At 42.8% G+C, this 17,456-nt stretch carries 17 protein-coding genes and 1 rRNA gene; 10 read left to right on the top strand and 8 right to left on the bottom strand.

The genetic code is table 11. The features are described from left to right. The first annotated feature begins 11 nt into the window (after positions 1-11). Complete coding sequence (trhA, locus tag VCASEI_RS12735) at positions 12-671, top strand: PAQR family membrane homeostasis protein TrhA (RefSeq protein WP_086959152.1); 660 nt, start codon at positions 12-14, stop codon at positions 669-671. Between the two features lie 129 nt (positions 672-800). On the opposite strand, the gene VCASEI_RS12730 is transcribed toward trhA, so the two are convergent. From VCASEI_RS12730 to def, 5 genes are all read right to left on the bottom strand, one after another. Continuing rightward, positions 801-2,246 (bottom strand): TrkH family potassium uptake protein, encoded by a 1,446-nt coding sequence (locus VCASEI_RS12730; protein ID WP_086959154.1) that lies wholly within the window; start codon positions 2,244-2,246, stop codon positions 801-803. 17 nt (positions 2,247-2,263) lie between these two features. Further along, on the bottom strand, positions 2,264-3,640 hold the full coding sequence (gene trkA, locus VCASEI_RS12725; RefSeq protein ID WP_086959156.1) for a Trk system potassium transporter TrkA: 1,377 nt from the start codon (positions 3,638-3,640) through the stop codon (positions 2,264-2,266). A 67-nt stretch (positions 3,641-3,707) separates the two neighbouring features. After that, positions 3,708-4,988, bottom strand: coding sequence for a 16S rRNA (cytosine(967)-C(5))-methyltransferase RsmB (gene rsmB / locus VCASEI_RS12720; protein ID WP_086959158.1), 1,281 nt, complete (start codon positions 4,986-4,988; stop codon positions 3,708-3,710). Positions 4,989-5,085: 97 nt separating this feature from the next. Then, the gene (gene fmt / locus VCASEI_RS12715; protein WP_086959160.1) at positions 5,086-6,048 is read right to left on the bottom strand and encodes a methionyl-tRNA formyltransferase; all 963 of its coding nucleotides are present in this window, start codon (positions 6,046-6,048) and stop codon (positions 5,086-5,088) included. A 78-nt stretch (positions 6,049-6,126) separates the two neighbouring features. Beyond that, positions 6,127-6,642 (bottom strand): peptide deformylase, encoded by a 516-nt coding sequence (gene def, locus VCASEI_RS12710; RefSeq protein ID WP_086959162.1) that lies wholly within the window; start codon positions 6,640-6,642, stop codon positions 6,127-6,129. A 131-nt stretch (positions 6,643-6,773) separates the two neighbouring features. Between def and VCASEI_RS12705 the strand changes: the two genes are divergently transcribed. Genes VCASEI_RS12705 through VCASEI_RS12690 form a run of 4 tightly spaced genes read left to right on the top strand, consistent with a single transcriptional unit; the run spans position 6,774 to position 10,211 of the window. Continuing rightward, positions 6,774-7,922: a LysM peptidoglycan-binding domain-containing protein gene (locus VCASEI_RS12705; protein WP_089110350.1), complete on the top strand. Its 1,149-nt coding sequence runs from the start codon at positions 6,774-6,776 to the stop codon at positions 7,920-7,922. A 14-nt stretch (positions 7,923-7,936) separates the two neighbouring features. Next, the gene (gene dprA, locus VCASEI_RS12700; protein WP_089110349.1) at positions 7,937-9,085 is read left to right on the top strand and encodes a DNA-processing protein DprA; all 1,149 of its coding nucleotides are present in this window, start codon (positions 7,937-7,939) and stop codon (positions 9,083-9,085) included. Positions 9,086-9,119: 34 nt separating this feature from the next. Further along, a complete protein-coding gene (locus VCASEI_RS12695; RefSeq protein WP_086959167.1) occupies positions 9,120-9,590 on the top strand; it encodes a DUF494 family protein in 471 nt (156 codons plus the stop codon). Between the two features lie 15 nt (positions 9,591-9,605). Then, complete coding sequence (locus VCASEI_RS12690; protein WP_089110348.1) at positions 9,606-10,211, top strand: DNA topoisomerase family protein; 606 nt, start codon at positions 9,606-9,608, stop codon at positions 10,209-10,211. Between the two features lie 43 nt (positions 10,212-10,254). Here VCASEI_RS12690 and VCASEI_RS12685 read toward each other — a convergent pair whose 3' ends face one another. Next, positions 10,255-11,379 carry a 5-(carboxyamino)imidazole ribonucleotide synthase gene (locus tag VCASEI_RS12685; protein ID WP_086959171.1) on the bottom strand — a complete coding sequence of 375 codons (1,125 nt, stop codon included), beginning with the start codon at positions 11,377-11,379 and terminating at the stop codon, positions 10,255-10,257. 5 nt (positions 11,380-11,384) lie between these two features. Beyond that, complete coding sequence (purE, locus tag VCASEI_RS12680) at positions 11,385-11,870, bottom strand: 5-(carboxyamino)imidazole ribonucleotide mutase (RefSeq protein ID WP_086959173.1); 486 nt, start codon at positions 11,868-11,870, stop codon at positions 11,385-11,387. 236 nt (positions 11,871-12,106) lie between these two features. Here purE and VCASEI_RS12675 point away from each other — a divergent pair, with 236 nt between their 5' ends. Genes VCASEI_RS12675 through VCASEI_RS12660 form a run of 4 tightly spaced genes read left to right on the top strand, consistent with a single transcriptional unit; the run spans position 12,107 to position 14,708 of the window. Further along, complete coding sequence (locus VCASEI_RS12675; RefSeq protein ID WP_086959189.1) at positions 12,107-12,664, top strand: Sua5/YciO/YrdC/YwlC family protein; 558 nt, start codon at positions 12,107-12,109, stop codon at positions 12,662-12,664. Between the two features lie 3 nt (positions 12,665-12,667). Beyond that, a complete protein-coding gene (gene hemF / locus VCASEI_RS12670; protein ID WP_086959175.1) occupies positions 12,668-13,570 on the top strand; it encodes an oxygen-dependent coproporphyrinogen oxidase in 903 nt (300 codons plus the stop codon). 22 nt (positions 13,571-13,592) lie between these two features. Beyond that, entirely contained in the window at positions 13,593-14,426 is an 834-nt protein-coding gene (gene aroE / locus VCASEI_RS12665; RefSeq protein WP_089110347.1) for a shikimate dehydrogenase, read from the top strand. A 21-nt stretch (positions 14,427-14,447) separates the two neighbouring features. Further along, the gene (locus tag VCASEI_RS12660) at positions 14,448-14,708 is read left to right on the top strand and encodes a DUF1488 family protein (protein WP_086959177.1); all 261 of its coding nucleotides are present in this window, start codon (positions 14,448-14,450) and stop codon (positions 14,706-14,708) included. 9 nt (positions 14,709-14,717) lie between these two features. Here VCASEI_RS12660 and VCASEI_RS12655 read toward each other — a convergent pair whose 3' ends face one another. After that, a complete protein-coding gene (locus tag VCASEI_RS12655; protein ID WP_089110346.1) occupies positions 14,718-15,257 on the bottom strand; it encodes a gamma carbonic anhydrase family protein in 540 nt (179 codons plus the stop codon). 591 nt (positions 15,258-15,848) lie between these two features. Between VCASEI_RS12655 and VCASEI_RS12650 the strand changes: the two genes are divergently transcribed. Further along, positions 15,849-17,405, top strand: a 16S ribosomal RNA gene (locus tag VCASEI_RS12650). The last annotated feature ends 51 nt before the right edge of the window (positions 17,406-17,456 follow it).

Raw genomic sequence — 17,456 nt, 5'->3', positions numbered from 1 at the left:
AGGTTGTTCTTATGTCATCACCTGAATACACATACAAAGAAGAGCTTGCCAACAGTATTAGCCACGGTTTAGGGGTGCTGTTTGGCGTGGTGGCTTTGGCTATGTTGTTAATAAAGTCTTATACCTACCAAGCGGATACTTTAACCTATGTGAGTATGGGGGTGTATGGGGCGAGTATTATCGTCTTATTTTTGGCGTCGACTTTGTACCATGCGATTGCTAACCCTTTAGCAAAACGATGGCTTAAAACATTGGATCATAGTGCGATTTATTTATTGATAGCAGGCAGTTACACCCCGTTTTTATTGGTGGGGCTGAGAACGGAGTTGGCCATTGGATTGATGGTGGTGATCTGGATTATTGCGATACTGGGGGTGATTATGAAGGTGTCTTTTGTGTATCGATTCAAAGCATTTTCACTATTAAGTTATCTTGCTATGGGGTGGTTGTCTTTGGTGGTGGTTTATCAATTGGCAACACACCTGGATATTATGGCGGTCGTGTGGTTGGTGGCTGGTGGCATTATTTACTCATTAGGCGTTATTTTTTACGCTAGTCAACGTATTCAATATAATCATTCTATTTGGCATTTGTTCGTATTAGGTGGTTGTATTTGCCATTTTATCAGCATTTATTGGTATGTTCCGGTTGTGGCGAAAGTTGTGGCTTAAGTGGTACCTGCCTACTCGCGTTAGTTCGATTAACGTGGACAATGAGAGCAGCAGTTTTATTTTATATAAAAAAGGCGGATTCTTTTATTAGAATTCGCCTTTTGGTTTTTATTTAGGAGACGGGTGGGTTTAGGTTCGCCAGAACGCAGGGAAAAAGACAACTAAAATTGTGAGGATTTCTAAGCGTCCCATTAACATACCAAAACTGAGTAGCCATTTTGCCGCATCGGGGAGTGATGCAAAGTTTCCTGTTGGGCCAATGACAGAACCCATTCCCGGTCCAACGTTGGCAACCGCCGTCATGGCGCCACTAATGCTGGTAATTGGGTCAAGACCCATCGCGCTTAACCCACCAGCAATGAAGATAATTGTTAGCACAAAGGTAAGAACAAAAGCCACCACAGAGCGCACAATATCATCATTAACTGGGCGATGATTGTATCGTTGGACAAACACGCCTGATGGGTGGATTAAGCGCATCATTTGTTTATTGAGTAATGTTGAAGCGATTTGAAATCGAAAAATTTTGATACCACCTGCTGTAGAGCCAGAACAAGCACCAACAATCATTAAAAAGGCAAAGATGACAGAAGGAAGACCTCCCCATGAGGTAAAGTCATCTAAACCAAAGCCCGTTGTGGTTAACACTGAAATGATGTTAAAGGTCGATATTCTAATGGCATCGGTAAATGCATACTGGTCTTGAAAAGTCATCCAAAAAGCGACGATGAGACTAGCAGAGACGACTAAGTAGAAAAAGCCACGAACTTGAGCATCAAGCAGAAGTGTTTTGGGGCTTTTTTTACGCAGAGCACCAATAAAAAGTAAGAAAGGTAATCCCCCTAAAAACATGAAGATAGAGCCTATCCAATGCGCACCATGAGAGAAGTGATTCATTGATTGATCGGTGGTTGAATAACCTCCGGTTGAAAGCGTGGTAAAGGCATGATTAATGGCGTCAAACCAACCCATACCAGTCATAAAATAACCAAGAATACAAAGCAGCGTAAGAATTAAGTAGACCCATACAATATTTTTAGCGACATTTTTGGCTCTTGGGCTGCTTTTATCTGACCAGTCGGATGATTCTGTTTGGAATAACTTCATCCCCCCGACATTTAGCATTGGCAAGATAGCAACAGCCATGACGATAAAACCGACACCACCTATCCATTGTAGTGTTGAGCGCCATAATAGAATACTTGGTGCCATGTTATCCAAGCCACTCAATACCGTTGAACCTGTTGTGGTAATGCCTGACATCGTTTCAAAATAAGCGTCAGTAAAGCTGATATGGTTGAGAAACATGAATGGTAATGCAGCAAAACAGCTGGCGATAGTCCACACAAGGCTAGTAATGAGGAACATATCTCGCACGCCAAGGCGAAAATCTTTGGTGCGACCAAGGGTGAGTAGTATGAATGAGGCGATATGAGTGATGATCACAGCTTGGCCAAATTCAATGAACCCATCGGTTCCGGTAAAAAAAGCCATTAATGTTGGGACGTACATGAACAGTGCTATTTTCGATAGTACGAGTCCAAGAACGAATAATATTGGGCGATAATTAACCATGGTTTATATTGCCATCTTTATAAGAAAAACGGACTCGGTTGGAATAGGCGTTCAACATCTGGCACATATTTCTTATCCACTAAGAACATCACAACGTGGTCATCTTGTTCAATGATGGTTCGGTCGTGAGCGATTAATACTTCTTCACCGCGAACAATGGCGCCGATGGTCGTGCCTGGTGGTAGTTTTATATCGCCAATCGCTTTACCTACAACTTTGGATGTGGTCTCATCGCCATGGGCAATGGCTTCAATGGCCTCTGCAGCCCCACGTCGTAAAGATGAAACGTTGACAATATCAGCACGGCGTACGTGCGTTAGTAGTGCCGAAATGGTGGCTTGTTGAGGAGAAATTGCCACATCAATAGCGCCACCTTGTACTAAATCGACATAAGCGCTACGTTGAATCAGCACCATTACTTTTTTGGCACCTAAGCGTTTTGCTAGCATGGCCGACATGATGTTGGTTTCATCTTCGTTTGTCAGTGCGATGAACACATCCACTTGGTCGATATTTTCTTCATTGAGTAGCTCTTGATCGGCGGCATCACCGCAAAACACGATGGTATTTTCGAGTTCTTCAGAAAGTTGTTCGGCACGTTGATAACTGCGTTCAATCAGTTTGACGCTGTAATCTTTTTCTAATCGCTTAGCGAGGCTAGATCCGATATTACCACCGCCGACAATCATAATGCGGCGATAGGTTTTCTCTAAGCGTTGCAGTTCACTCATGACTGCGCGAATGTGGTTACTGGCGGCGACGAAGAACACTTCATCATCTGCTTCTATGATTGTGGTGCCTTGAGGGCGAATAGGGCGACCTTGACGGAAAATAGCGGCAACCCGAGTATCAATATGAGGCATGTGATCGCGTAGGGCTGAAAGTGCATTCCCCACTAACGGGCCGCCATAGTAGGCTTTTACAGCAACAAGACTGACTTTACGTTCAGCAAAGCTGACGACTTGTAAGGCGCCAGGATATTGAATGAGCCGCTCAATATAACTGGTTACTAACTCTTCTGGCGCGATTAAATGATCAACTGGAATGGCGCCAGATTGAAAGAGAGCATCTTTTTCAGCGAGGTATTCTGGTGAACGAATGCGAGCAATACGGCTTGGAGTATTGAATAATGTGAAGGCCACCTGACATGCAGCCATGTTGGTTTCATCTGAATTGGTCACAGCCACTAGCATGTCGGCATCTTGAGCGCCAGCCTCGCGTAATGTATCGGGGTGGCTAGCATGGCCATTGACCACCCGTAAATCGTACTTATCTTGTAATTCTCGCAAGCGATCGGTATTGCGGTCTATGATCGTAATATCGTTATTTTCACCAACTAAGTTTTCTGCCAGCGTACCGCCAACTTGTCCAGCGCCAAGAATAATGATTTTCATAGTGTGAGTAATACCTAAGTTAAGCTTGAGTTAATTAGCGATAAATTAATGCCATATAAAATAAGAACTAAATTGTTTTGCGTAAAACGGCGTAATAAAATCCATCCATATCTTCTTCACCTGGAAATATTTGGCGACCTGGCTTATTAATATCAGAATTGATTAATTGTGCGTTTGATGTACGTTGTAAAAAAGCACGAATTTGCTCAACATTTTCTTGTGGTGTGACTGAACATGTAGCGTAAACCAAAGTACCTTCTGGTTTTAATTGTCTCCACATCGCGTCTAGAATTTCGCTTTGTAATACCGACAATGCTTCAATATCACTGGCTCGACGTAACCATTTAATATCAGGATGGCGGCGAATGACACCGGTAGCAGAGCAAGGGGCATCGAGTAAAATGCGATCGAACTTCTCACCATGCCACCACTCTTCCGGGTAGCGAGCATCGCCACAAATCACATCAGCGCGTAATTGTAGTCGCTCAAGGTTGTCATAAACTCTGTCTAATCGTTTAACATCACTGTCAATCGCCACGACTTCTGTATCTTCAGTATGTTCTAAAATATGAGCCGTTTTTCCGCCGGGTGCGGCGCAGCAATCTAAGATCAATTCACCATTTTGTGGTTGTAAGTAGTTGACGGATAATTGGGCTGCGGCATCTTGGACGGAAACCCAGCCTTGGCTAAACCCGGGCAGCACAGTGACATCACAAGGTGACGATAGCTTTATCGCATCTTCTGCTTCTGGATGAAGGGTATATTCGATATTTTCTTGATCCAGCAATACTTGATATTCAGCACGAGTATGGTGTTTACGGTTTACACGCAACCACATTGGTGCCTTACTATTATTGGCTTCAACCAAAGCTTCCCATTGCTCTGGGTAGCTTTCTTGTAATAATTTTAGTAACCAGCTTGGGTGACCATATTTACCTGCATTATGGCTAACCGACTTGGAATCTAATGCCTCTTGATCGCGTAAATAGCTACGTAATACCGCATTGATTAAACCGCTGAGACTTGGGCCTCGGAGTGTTTTTGTGCCTTCTACCGTTTCTGCTACTGCGGCATGAGAAGGAATACGCATGAAGCTTAATTGATAAATACCGACTAAAATAAGATGATGGAAAACGCGCTTTTTCCCTTTTAGTGGGTTATCCATTAGTTCGTTAGCAATAGATTCCAAGCGAGGTAAATAACGCAGAGCGCCGTAGCAAATTTCTTGCAGCAAAGCGTAATCTCGTGGCTTAATTGTTTTTTGAGCGGCAGGTAAAGCGTGTGATAACGATTGACCTTTGTCGACCACTTGAAAAAGGACATTGGCAGCGGCTGCGCGAACATTCATTGTGTTTTCTCTTGTCAGTAACTCGCAAACGCAAGCCACAAAATAATGGATAAAATAAAGAAAGGCACATTCCCGTACCTTTCAATGATGCCAAGCTTTAGTTTAGTTGGTTGCCAACTTCAAACCAGTGGCTGCGAGCATTTAATGTGTCTTGTACCGATAATGCTTTTTTGCCTGGGATCTGCAATTGCTCTAGCACTAAAATATCTTTTCCGGTTGCAATATAAATACCGGTCTTATCCGCTTGGATAATTTTACCTGGAGTATGAGCTGTCAGCGTTGTTTCTACTCGGGATTGCCACACCTTAACATTGCTTTGTTTGCTATCACTTTCTTCAATACTAAAATAGCTCATCGGCCAAGGGTTAAAAGCGCGAATGCAACGCTCAATATGCTCTGCGTCATGGTTCCAATCAATTTTGGCTTCTTCTTTCGTTAACTTTTTGGCGTAGCTGGCTTCATCATCATTTTGCTTCTGGGGTGATATTTGATTATTGGCAATATCGACTAGGCACTGCGTCAAGGCGGTAGGTCCTAACTCTGCCAATTTTTCATACATAGACGCGCTGGTATCAGTATTTTCGATGGGTAAGGTAGCAACAGATAGCATGTCACCAGTATCCAACCCAATATCCATTTGCATGATGGTCACACCGGTTTGTTTATCTCCTGCCCAAATAGAGCGTTGAATAGGCGCCGCGCCGCGCCAGCGAGGCAAGATGGAACCATGTACATTTATACACCCTAAGCGCGGAGTATCGAGTACGGCTTGAGGTAACAATAAACCGTAAGCGACTACAATCATTAAATCAGCATTCAAGGCTTTGAGTTGTTGTTTTGCTTCATCTGATTTGAAATTTTCAGGCTGAAATACTGGAATATTATGCTCTAACGCTAATGTTTTGGTTGGGCTTGCTGTGAGCTTTTTACCACGACCAGCTGGGCGATCGGGTTGAGTATAAACGGCAATAACATCATGCTCCGAAGACAACAACGCCGCCAAGTGACGGGCGGCGAAATCCGGAGTACCTGCAAAGACAATTCTTAAAGACTGACTCAAGGTAGGTTTCCTTCTCAATTTTATATACTCAAGATTACTGAAAGAGTTTCTCAATAATATTGGGTATTATGTTGGCTGTTACTTATCTTGTTTCTCGTTGAAACGCTTGATTTTGGTAAGCTTATCTTGAATGCGTTTACGCTTTAACGGTGATAAATAATCGACAAACAATTTACCCATCAAGTGGTCAAGTTCATGTTGAACACAAATGGCGAGTAAATCATCAGCTTCAAACGTAAATTCTTTGCCATCTCTATCTAATGCTCTAACGGTAACTTCTGCTGCTCTAGGAACTAAAGCGCGCGCGCCAGGCACAGAAAGGCAGCCTTCCTCTATTCCATCTTCACCACGTTTTTCTAAAATCTCAGGATTGATTAATACCATAGGTTGATCTCTTTCATCAGAAACGTCGATCACGACAATTCGTTGGTGAAAATCAACTTGGGTAGCCGCAAGGCCGATACCTTCTTCGTCATACATGGTTTCAATCATGTCATCGATGAATTTTTGAAGCTCAGATGTCACCTTATCTACCGGTTTTGCAACGGTACGAAGGCGATCATCTGGGAATGTTAATACTTGTAATACAGACATATACACTCTAAATATTGAACTGTGCCGAAAACAGCTTAAACCTTATGGCTACAATTCTAGACATTTTAGAAGGCAAATGACAGCATCCAATGACATTAAGCGACAAAATGTCGACCAAGGAATCTAAGGTCATGTCTAAAGTAACGCGATTTACATGTAAAATTTTTGTTTTTCTATTGGTAAGTTTTTCAGTTTTTGCCTCAACATCGGTTCAGCAGCCACTGTTGTTGAAACAAGATGCACCAACGACCTATGTGGTGAAAAAAGGTGATACATTATGGGATATTTCGGCACTGTTTTTAGATAGCCCTTGGCTATGGCCTCGTTTGTGGCAAGTCAATCCTGAAATTTCAAACCCACATTTGATTTACCCTGGTGATAAATTGACCTTAACATGGCGCAATGGTGAGCCATTATTAAGTTTAAAACCGATGAAAAAAATGGGTCCTCATGTCCGTAAACAGAATAAAAAGGCAATCCCAACACTGGCTGAGGGCTTAGTGATACCTTATTTGAAGTCTGATTTATTATTGACCGATGATGATAAAAAAAGTGCACTACGTGTTTTAGGTACCAGTGAGGGGCGTAAATTTTTAAGTCATAATGAACGTATTTATATCGATGGGAAAGTGACGCATCCTGATTGGACTATTTATCGTTTGGTTAATCAATATGAGCGTAGTGGTGATGATGTGGATGCGAGTGCTTACTCACTTCGTTTGGTTGCGCGCGCTAAACTAAAAGAAACCAGTGATAAATACAGTGCTCTGCAAGTAATTAATCAACAGCAAGAAATTATGATTAATGATATTGCGCTGCCTGTTATTGGTAATGATTTAGCACTATCAACTGTATTTCATCCAAACCCAGCACCCGCGGGAATGATTGCCAATATTAAAGGTTCAATGGACGGTCATTATTTTATGGCCCTTAATCAGGTGGTGGTGATTGATCGTGGTTTTGATGACGGTTTGAGTCAAGGGAGTACGTTTGAGTTATCCAAACAAGGTGCGGTGATTTATGGTGGAAAAGGTAGCTACCGATATAAAAAAGAAATTGGTGTGAATGGGTTTAGTTCAGCAGAACTTCCACCGATCGCTATTGGTCAGATGGTGGTTATTCGTCCTTACGCTAAATTTAGTTTGGCTTTGATCACCCAAAGTGACGAGCCAATTGGAGTGAACAGTATTGCAATTTCCCCCGTTCAAACTAATCACGTGAATCCTTCAACCCAAAACACCGCTAGCTCGGAATCTTCTCAAGGTGATGACAATGCTTAACCGTTTAATGTCCAATGACTGAATCTCAACTTTGTGCATGGTTAACTTTAAGTTTCACCCCTAAATTAGGTGGGGTATCAATATCTCGCCTTTTATCGGTCGATTCTCCGAAAAATATTATTAGTTATTCTGTTTTAGAGTTACAAAGTTTGGGATTAAAACCGGCTCAGATTCAATATATTCAACAAGAATCTAATGCTGACGTTGATCAGTGTTTAACTTGGTTAGCGAGTTCAGGATTACACTCAATTGTGACACCTTTATCCGATCGTTATCCCAGTCTGATGAAGCAGATGTCATCTCATCCTCCAGTATTATTTGTTAAAGGTAATCTTGATGCTTTGCATCAATCACAAATTGCCATAGTTGGGAGTCGTAATGCGAGTATTGATGGGCTTCGCTCCTCTCGTGAATTTTCCTATGAGTTTGCTTCTCAAGGTATGGCGGTAACGAGTGGTCTGGCGTTGGGGATCGATGGGCATGCGCATGATGGGGCGTTGCAAGCTCAAGGAACCACTATTGCGGTATTAGGTTCTGGAGTTGATCAGGTTTATCCTTCACGTCATAAAGGCTTAGCTGAGCGGATTGTGCAACAAGGTGGTGCGTTAGTCTCTGAGTTTCGCCCTAACGCCAAACCAAGACCTGAACATTTTCCTCGTCGAAACCGTATCATTAGTGGATTATCTCAAGGTGTGTTGGTGATTGAAGCTGCCGAACGCAGTGGATCTCTAATTACTGCCCGTTATGCACTGGAGCAAAACCGTGATGTATTTGCACTGCCCGGCTCCATTTATCATTCTGGACACGCTGGAACGAATCGTTTAATTCAAGATGGTGCAATAATGGCGCTATGTGCTCAGGATATTCTTGATGAAATGAATCCAGTGTTTGCTCGGTCTTTATTGGGGAATAATGCTTATAGTTACCAACCTGTTCAATCCCAATTAAGTTTTGAATCAACATCAACATCAACATCGCAACAGCAAGCATTGCCATTTCCTCAACTGTTGGCTAACGTAGGAAATGAACCTACCCCGGTTGATATTTTGTCTGAACGTACCCATATACCGGTACATGAGATAATGATGCAAATTTTGGAGCTTGAATTAGCGGGGCATGTTATTTCGGTTCAAGGAGGCTATATTCTTAATAATAAGAATTAGCTAATTTAACGTTGTTGCCGCGGAGGGTAAAGCTATGATGGACATTCTTATGTACCTGTTTGAAACTTATATTCATAGCGATGCAGAGCTCATGATTGATCAAGATGAACTTGAAGATGAGTTACTAAGAGCCGGCTTTCATCAACAAGAAATTTATAAAGCACTTCATTGGTTAGAAGGTTTGGCTGCCTTACAGCAAGGTGAACGCCTTGATATGGCAACAGGATCGGCTAATTCAACCCGCATCTATACTCAAGATGAAACCCTACGACTTGATGTAGAGTGTCGTGGTTTTCTTCTTTTCCTAGAGCAAGTAAAAGTACTCACTACCGAAACTCGTGAAATGGTAATTGATCGAATCATGGGATTAGAAACGCAAGAGTTCACTTTGGATGACTTAAAATGGGTCATTTTAATGGTTCTATTCAATGTGCCTGGTAATGAAAATGCTTATACCCAAATGGAAGAGTTACTTTATTCTACTGAACAAGGCTTAGTTCATTAATTTGAATTCATTATAATGAGCAAAAAAATCGATCAGAAGTTATTTTCAGCCCATGAACATGCTTTAGAGCACGAAGCTTGTCCAAAATGTCATGAGACACAGCAAGGTGAGCTTCAGCTTCGTCATGGTAAACATGGTCCCTTTCTGGGATGTAACCACTATCCGAGCTGTGATTATATTCGTCCGTTACATCAAAATGATGGGCATATTATTAAAGCGTTAGGTGTGGTTTGTCCTGAATGTGCTAAGCAAGCAGAAAGTGATGTGCAGCAAGGTGAGTTGGTGTTACGTCAAGGCCGATATGGTATGTTCATTGGTTGTAGCCGCTTTCCTGAGTGCCACCATATTGAATCTTCCGATCCAAAACCTGAACAAGCTGCGGAATTGAACTTAACTTGTCCTGAATGTAAAAGTGGTCAATTGGTTGAGCGTCAGTCTCGGTTTGGGAAAAGCTTTTATGCTTGTGATGCTTATCCAAAGTGCAAATTTTCTATCAACTTGCTTCCTGTTAAAGGGAAATGCCAACAGTGTGGCTTTCCTTTATTGGTTGAAAAGCGTTTAGTTAGTGGGGTGAAAATTCAGTGCGCTGATCGTAAATGTCAGAAGGTTCAACTTGATTAAAAGTGGGCATTGATGGCCCACCCACTGGTCATAGTCTAAAAACTTAGTGCTTATGTAAGGCCGGAAAGTCGGCAACTGGAAGAATGCTGGCTAGTTTTTTCAGGGTATCGTTTAATTGCTCAGATGAATCAGCGCAAATGTTTATATGGCCCATTTTTCGTCCAGATCGTTTTTCTTTCCCGTACCAATGCGTGTGACAGTTTGGTATATCGAAGATGGCTTCTGGTAAAGTATCCAGGCCGAGAATATTCACCATTGCTGTTGGACGAATAAGACGAGTATCGCCTAGCGGTAAATTACACACGGCACGTAAATGGTTCTCAAATTGACAAACTTCGGCACCTTGTTGTGTCCAGTGACCAGAGTTATGAACGCGCGGAGCGATCTCATTAACCAGTAGCAGCCCTTCTACATCAAAAAACTCAATGGCCAAAACACCAACGTAATTGAGTTTGTCTGCAATAGCGATAAACATTTTTTTTGCTTGTTCTTGGAGCTCTGGTTCATTAATAGCGGTGGAAAGGCTTAATACTCCATCGACATGAATGTTTTCAGCTAATGGGTAGACGACGATGTCTCCATTGGCTCTACGGGCTCCAATCAAAGACACTTCTCTTCCGAAAGGAACAAACTCTTCAGCCACGATGGCTTGGTGTGGGGTATTCAATAAGCTTTGTTCCATTTCTTGCCAAATAGACTCGACTTGTTCAAGTTGTTTTAAGCGCCATTGTCCTTTTCCATCATAACCACCTAAAGCGGTTTTTAGCACCATAGGGACACCGACATAGGCAATAGCTGCGTCGAATTCAGATCTATTGGTAATGATGGTGTATTTGGCATTTGCGACGTTCGCATCGTCAAGTAATTGCTTTTCAATGCGACGATCACCACCTGCTTTAATCGCTTGAGTGGAAGGCTGTAATTTCCCGCTTCTTTCACAAACCTCTAAGATAGAATGGGGAATGTGTTCAAACTCGGCAGTGATGACATTGGCTTGAGCGATGGCGTTATTTAATCCATGACCAATAACATGTTGTGTTAATGGGTGAATGATTTTTTCGCTATCGACATCAAAAGCGGCAATATCAATATTTAATGGCGCGCCAGCTAACGACATCATTCGAGCCAATTGACCCGCACCCAAAACAAGAACTTGCTGATTTACCATAAGTCTTAATCCTCAGCCGGGTTTGGATTCGCTAAAACGGTGTCAGTTTGCTCTTTACGAAAAGCTTCAACTGAAGCCATGATCTTTTCATCATGGGTACCTAAAATTTGCGCGGCGAGAATACCCGCGTTTGCTGCTCCGGCTTCACCAATTGCTAAGGTGCCCACTGCAATGCCTTTTGGCATTTGAACAATCGAATAAAGAGAATCAACTCCAGAGAGTGCACGAGATTGAACCGGCACACCCAATACCGGTAAGCTGGTGAAGGCTGCAGCCATGCCTGGAAGGTGAGCGGCACCGCCAGCCCCAGCAATAATGACTTTAAGTCCACGCGCTTTTGCACTTTCTGCGTATTCAGCTAATAAGTGAGGAGTTCGGTGAGCGGAAACCACTTTGGTTTCATAAGGCACATTGAAACGATCTAACATTTCAGCGGCAAGTTTCATGGTTGGCCAATCGGATTTTGAACCCATAATGATTCCAACTTTCATCGAAAACTCCTTAACGTAGGTCTTTTATAAGTGAATTAGGGGAATTGTTCGACATTATACGGTTAAAACTCACCAAGGAAAACGTTTGCGTTAGGTTGTTTGGTTTAAAAGTGAAATCTAATTGTATTGCGGTTAAAGAAATTAAGATTGAAATGAAAAATTTTTAGGCATGAGCACCAAGGTTTTATACACTGGTCAATATAAAGTGAACTGACACACTCTAAGAGGAACAAATGTTGGATAATTTTGATGCTGTTGTACAAGCGCTGCACCAAGGTGACGTGATTGCTTACCCAACTGAAGGAGTATTTGGTGTAGGTTGCGATCCTGATAACTTGTCGGCGATTGAGAAATTACTTCAGCTTAAGCAGCGCCCAATAGAAAAGGGGCTAATTTTGATTGCGGCGAGTTATCAACAATTATTTCCTTACATTGATGACTCTCAATTAACTGATGAGCAACTTCAAACGGTTAAAGCTAGTTGGCCTGGTCCTGTTACCTGGGTTATGCCGGTTAATAAGAATGTTTCCTCTCATCTTACTGGACAGTTTCATTCTATTGCGGTACGAGTGACCGATCATCCATTAGTTCAAAAGCTTTGCTTGTCTTTTGGTAAGCCAATAACCTCAACGAGCGCTAACTTAACCGGTCTTGAACCTTGCCGTACGACTGAAGAGGTTCAATATCAGTTTGGTGATAAACTCATTGCTATTTTGGAAGGTAAGGTGGGCGGCAGAACAGTGCCAACTGAAATTCGAGATGCCAAAACATCCAATGTATTAAGACAAGGATAAATCATGCAAAAGGTCGACAAATCAGCGGTGAAAGCCTTTTTAATGTCGTTGCAAGATTCTATTTGCCTTCAGTTGGAAACGGTGGATGGAGGAGCATTCTTACAGGATGAGTGGGATCGCGAGCAAGGTGGTGGTGGCCGTAGCCGTGTTATTCGAGATGGTGGTGTGTTTGAACAAGGTGGCGTGAATTTTTCCCATGTGTTTGGTAATAAAATGCCAGCATCGGCAACAGCTCATCGTCCCGAGTTGGCTGGTCGTCAATTTGAAGCTATGGGGGTTTCTTTGGTTCTCCACCCTAAAAACCCTTATATCCCCACTTCACACGCTAACGTACGTTTTTTTATTGCAGAAAAAGAGGGTGAAGAACCTATTTGGTGGTTTGGGGGGGGATTTGATTTAACGCCTTTCTATCCATTTGAAGAAGATTGCCAGCATTGGCATGACACAGCTAAAGCGATTTGTGCACCATTTGGTGAGCATGTTTATAAAGCACATAAAGCATGGTGTGATAAATATTTCTTCTTACCTCACCGTAATGAAACTCGTGGTGTGGGAGGTTTATTTTTTGATGACTTAAATCAATGGGATTTTTCAGTCTGCTTTGATTACATGAAATCTGTGGGGGAAGGGTTTACTCAAGCTTATTTGCCTATCGTGAAGAAAAGACGAGATCATGAATATGGTGAACGGGAGCGTCAGTTCCAGTTATATCGTCGTGGTCGTTATGTTGAATTCAATTTGGTTTATGATCGCGGTACTCTGTTCGGTTTACAAAGTGGTGGGCGTACTGAGTCAATCTTAATGTCAATGCCCCCATTGGCGCGCTGGGAATATGATTATACTCCAGCAACTGGATCAGCAGAAGCGTCTTTATACCAAGATTACTTAAAACCAAGAGATTGGTAATGACTATTTAAAAGGCAAGGATATGGCCATTAATAAACTAGATCGCTATGCTGTTTTTGGAAACCCGATTAAACACAGTAAATCACCATTCATTCACACTTTATTTGCTCGTCAGACGGGTCAGCAAATGGAGTACGGTATTATTGAAGCACCGGTTGATGGTTTTAAAGTGGCTGTAAGTGAGTTTTTTGCTCAAGGTGGCAAAGGGTGCAATGTGACAGCGCCATTTAAATTGGATGCTTTTGAATTTGCCGATCGTTTAACCGAACGAGCGCAATTGGCTCAAGCGGTGAATACACTGAAGAAGTTGGATGACGGACAAATCATTGGTGACAATACTGATGGTGAAGGGTTGGTTCAGGACTTATTGCAATATCAGTCACAGATAAAAGGAGCTAAAGTTTTATTGTTGGGTGCTGGTGGTGCGGCAAGAGGGGCTTTGAAGCCACTATTAGATCAACATCCTGCTGAAATAGTCATTACCAACCGCACCTTTGAAAAAGCCAAAGCGCTCGCCGATGTGTTTTCTCCTTTTGGTCATATCCACGCCATGCCAATGGAAGAAATTGACACTTCTTTTGATATTATCATTAACTCAACGTCAGCTGGGCTAAGTGGAAACTTGCCAGATATCAGTATCAATATTTTTACTCCGCAAAGTATCAGTTATGACATGAGTTATGGTTCGAAGAATACCCGTTTTAATGATTGGGCAAAATCTCATAGTGTTATTCATGCATATGATGGTTTAGGAATGCTTGTTGGACAAGCTGCCGAAAGTTTTATGCTGTGGCGAGGTTTGAGGCCGAGTAATCAGCAAGTATTACGTGAATTAAGAAAAAATTTTGGTAGTTGAATATTAGTGCAAGGTCGTTTTATGAATCAAAATATATTATTTCCTGATATTCAAACTTGGGTAGAGGAACGTAACGTTATTATTTTTCCTGCTCAACAAGCCGGAAAACTTATTGAATGCGTGGTTTCATTGGGAAAATTGTCCGAAATGGCTGGCTATCAAATTCAAGAAAATGAAATATTAGTGGAATTTGACGCTTTACGATTTGATTTAGAAGAATTAGCTGAAAAAGCGATAGAAAATGAAGATTTTAACCTAGTTGGAGAAGTCGAACTAGGTTAAAGGTGACGGCTACTTTATCTCGGTAAGATAGTCGTTTTTATTCACTACGTAATTATCTGCTGATTTTAATAGAAAAGCTCTTTCTTCTTCTTTTAAGGGGCGAGCTTGCTTCACCGGGCTACCAATATAAAGATAACCACTTTCTAATCGCTTATTTGGTGGGACTAAACTTCCAGCTCCGATAACGACATCTGATTCAACAATTACCCCATCAAGAACAATCGTACCCATTCCAACTAATACACGATCGTGAATAGTGCATCCGTGTAGCATCACTTTATGACCGACCGTCACATCATTGCCGATAATCAGTGGATAGCCTTCTGGATTTTCAGTATTTTTATGAGTGACGTGTAATACACATCCATCTTGTATGTTAGTACGTTCGCCAATATAAATGTGGTTAACATCGCCTCGAGCTGCGACTAATGGCCAAATACTGGAATCTTCACCAAGTACAATATCTCCAACTAAAACTGAAGACTCATCAATATAAACATCCTTACCAATTTTAGGGTAAATGCCTTTATAGTTACGAATATGATTCATTTTGACTCCTTAGTTGGTTTGATTATGATGAAAAACAGCAAAGAAACTATCAAAAACAAGCCTTTTTGCTTCAAAAGTAATCAAACGATCAAAAAAGTAAGAAAAAGATAAAAAAGGGCTTGCCAATGTGATGAGCTTCTCTATAATGCGCCCTCACTGACACGGAGCACACAGCCTAACGGCGCTGCGAGTCAGAGGTCAAAACCTTCTCAAAAAGGATTAGAAAATAAGTTTCAAAAAGTGTTTGACACTGAAGCTTAAATGACTAAAATGACCGACCTGTTCACTGAGGCGAAAGCCGAAAGAACAACGCTCTTTAACAATTTAAACCTATCAATCTGTGTGGGCACTCGTTGATGATAATCAAAAAGAATTATCAATGAACTGAGTGACCAAACGGCTATTAATAAGAACAGCTTTGAGCTTGTTTGATTTCACTTTTTAAAGTGAAAGTAATAATAGCGGCACAGTCAATTCATTATCATTTCCTGCTGGGAAATGGTAATAAACTTTAAAGTTACTTTCTACCTCGGTAGAAATGAGTTTGAAGTCAGTAATCATTGAGCCGATGCGAAAGCATCAACAAAACTTTAATTGAAGAGTTTGATCATGGCTCAGATTGAACGCTGGCGGCAGGCCTAACACATGCAAGTCGAGCGGAAACGAGAAGTAGCTTGCTACTTCGGCGTCGAGCGGCGGACGGGTGAGTAATGCATAGGAAGTTGCCCTAACGAGGGGGATACCAGTTGGAAACGACTGTTAATACCGCATAATCTCCTTTCTGTTAAAGGAAAGAAGCAAAGCGGGGGACCTTCGGGCCTCGCGCGTTAGGATACGCCTATGTGGGATTAGCTAGTTGGTGAGGTAATGGCTCACCAAGGCGACGATCCCTAGCTGGTCTGAGAGGATGATCAGCCACACTGGGACTGAGACACGGCCCAGACTCCTACGGGAGGCAGCAGTGGGGAATATTGCACAATGGGCGAAAGCCTGATGCAGCCATGCCGCGTGTATGAAGAAGGCCTTCGGGTTGTAAAGTACTTTCAGTTGTGAGGAAGGTTTCGTCGTTAATAGCGGCGTTGCTTGACGTTAGCAACAGAAGAAGCACCGGCTAACTCCGTGCCAGCAGCCGCGGTAATACGGAGGGTGCGAGCGTTAATCGGAATTACTGGGCGTAAAGCGCATGCAGGTGGTTTGTTAAGTCAGATGTGAAAGCCCGGGGCTCAACCTCGGAAGGTCATTTGAAACTGGCAAACTAGAGTACTGTAGAGGGGGGTAGAATTTCAGGTGTAGCGGTGAAATGCGTAGAGATCTGAAGGAATACCAGTGGCGAAGGCGGCCCCCTGGACAGATACTGACACTCAGATGCGAAAGCGTGGGGAGCAAACAGGATTAGATACCCTGGTAGTCCACGCCGTAAACGATGTCTACTTGGAGGTTGTGGCCTTGAGCCGTGGCTTTCGGAGCTAACGCGTTAAGTAGACCGCCTGGGGAGTACGGTCGCAAGATTAAAACTCAAATGAATTGACGGGGGCCCGCACAAGCGGTGGAGCATGTGGTTTAATTCGATGCAACGCGAAGAACCTTACCTACTCTTGACATCCAGAGAAACCAGTAGAGATACAGGTGTGCCTTCGGGAACTCTGAGACAGGTGCTGCATGGCTGTCGTCAGCTCGTGTTGTGAAATGTTGGGTTAAGTCCCGCAACGAGCGCAACCCTTATCCTTGTTTGCCAGCGAGTAATGTCGGGAACTCCAGGGAGACTGCCGGTGATAAACCGGAGGAAGGTGGGGACGACGTCAAGTCATCATGGCCCTTACGAGTAGGGCTACACACGTGCTACAATGGCGCATACAGAGGGCAGCGAACTTGCGAAAGTAAGCGAATCCCAAAAAGTGCGTCGTAGTCCGGATTGGAGTCTGCAACTCGACTCCATGAAGTCGGAATCGCTAGTAATCGTGGATCAGAATGCCACGGTGAATACGTTCCCGGGCCTTGTACACACCGCCCGTCACACCATGGGAGTGGGCTGCAAAAGAAGTAGGTAGTTTAACCTTCGGGAGGACGCTTACCACTTTGTGGTTCATGACTGGGGTGAAGTCGTAACAAGGTAGCCCTAGGGGAACCTGGGGCTGGATCACCTCCTTACGAAAGATTTATTATTGATGAGTACCCACACAGATTGATTAGGTTTATATA

Source organism: Vibrio casei, assembly GCF_002218025.2.
Taxonomy (GTDB): Bacteria; Pseudomonadota; Gammaproteobacteria; order Enterobacterales; family Vibrionaceae; genus Vibrio; species Vibrio casei.
This window is presented reverse-complemented; position numbering and strand designations above follow the sequence as displayed.

What these genes read in the sequence shown, in the direction of transcription:
- VCASEI_RS12730 (WP_086959154.1), bottom strand. Translation starts at nt 2,246, where the DNA reads ATGGTTAATTATCGCCCAATATTATTCGTTCTTGGACTCGTACTATCG.
- purE (WP_086959173.1), bottom strand. Translation starts at nt 11,870, where the DNA reads ATGAAAGTTGGAATCATTATGGGTTCAAAATCCGATTGGCCAACCATG.
- VCASEI_RS12690 (WP_089110348.1), top strand. Translation starts at nt 9,606, where the DNA reads ATGAGCAAAAAAATCGATCAGAAGTTATTTTCAGCCCATGAACATGCT.
- VCASEI_RS12695 (WP_086959167.1), top strand. Translation starts at nt 9,120, where the DNA reads ATGATGGACATTCTTATGTACCTGTTTGAAACTTATATTCATAGCGAT.
- VCASEI_RS12685 (WP_086959171.1), bottom strand. Translation starts at nt 11,379, where the DNA reads ATGGTAAATCAGCAAGTTCTTGTTTTGGGTGCGGGTCAATTGGCTCGA.
- aroE (WP_089110347.1), top strand. Translation starts at nt 13,593, where the DNA reads ATGGCCATTAATAAACTAGATCGCTATGCTGTTTTTGGAAACCCGATT.
- trkA (WP_086959156.1), bottom strand. Translation starts at nt 3,640, where the DNA reads ATGAAAATCATTATTCTTGGCGCTGGACAAGTTGGCGGTACGCTGGCA.
- VCASEI_RS12705 (WP_089110350.1), top strand. Translation starts at nt 6,774, where the DNA reads ATGTCTAAAGTAACGCGATTTACATGTAAAATTTTTGTTTTTCTATTG.
- dprA (WP_089110349.1), top strand. Translation starts at nt 7,937, where the DNA reads ATGACTGAATCTCAACTTTGTGCATGGTTAACTTTAAGTTTCACCCCT.
- VCASEI_RS12655 (WP_089110346.1), bottom strand. Translation starts at nt 15,257, where the DNA reads ATGAATCATATTCGTAACTATAAAGGCATTTACCCTAAAATTGGTAAG.
- def (WP_086959162.1), bottom strand. Translation starts at nt 6,642, where the DNA reads ATGTCTGTATTACAAGTATTAACATTCCCAGATGATCGCCTTCGTACC.
- VCASEI_RS12660 (WP_086959177.1), top strand. Translation starts at nt 14,448, where the DNA reads ATGAATCAAAATATATTATTTCCTGATATTCAAACTTGGGTAGAGGAA.
- rsmB (WP_086959158.1), bottom strand. Translation starts at nt 4,988, where the DNA reads ATGAATGTTCGCGCAGCCGCTGCCAATGTCCTTTTTCAAGTGGTCGAC.
- trhA (WP_086959152.1), top strand. Translation starts at nt 12, where the DNA reads ATGTCATCACCTGAATACACATACAAAGAAGAGCTTGCCAACAGTATT.
- hemF (WP_086959175.1), top strand. Translation starts at nt 12,668, where the DNA reads ATGCAAAAGGTCGACAAATCAGCGGTGAAAGCCTTTTTAATGTCGTTG.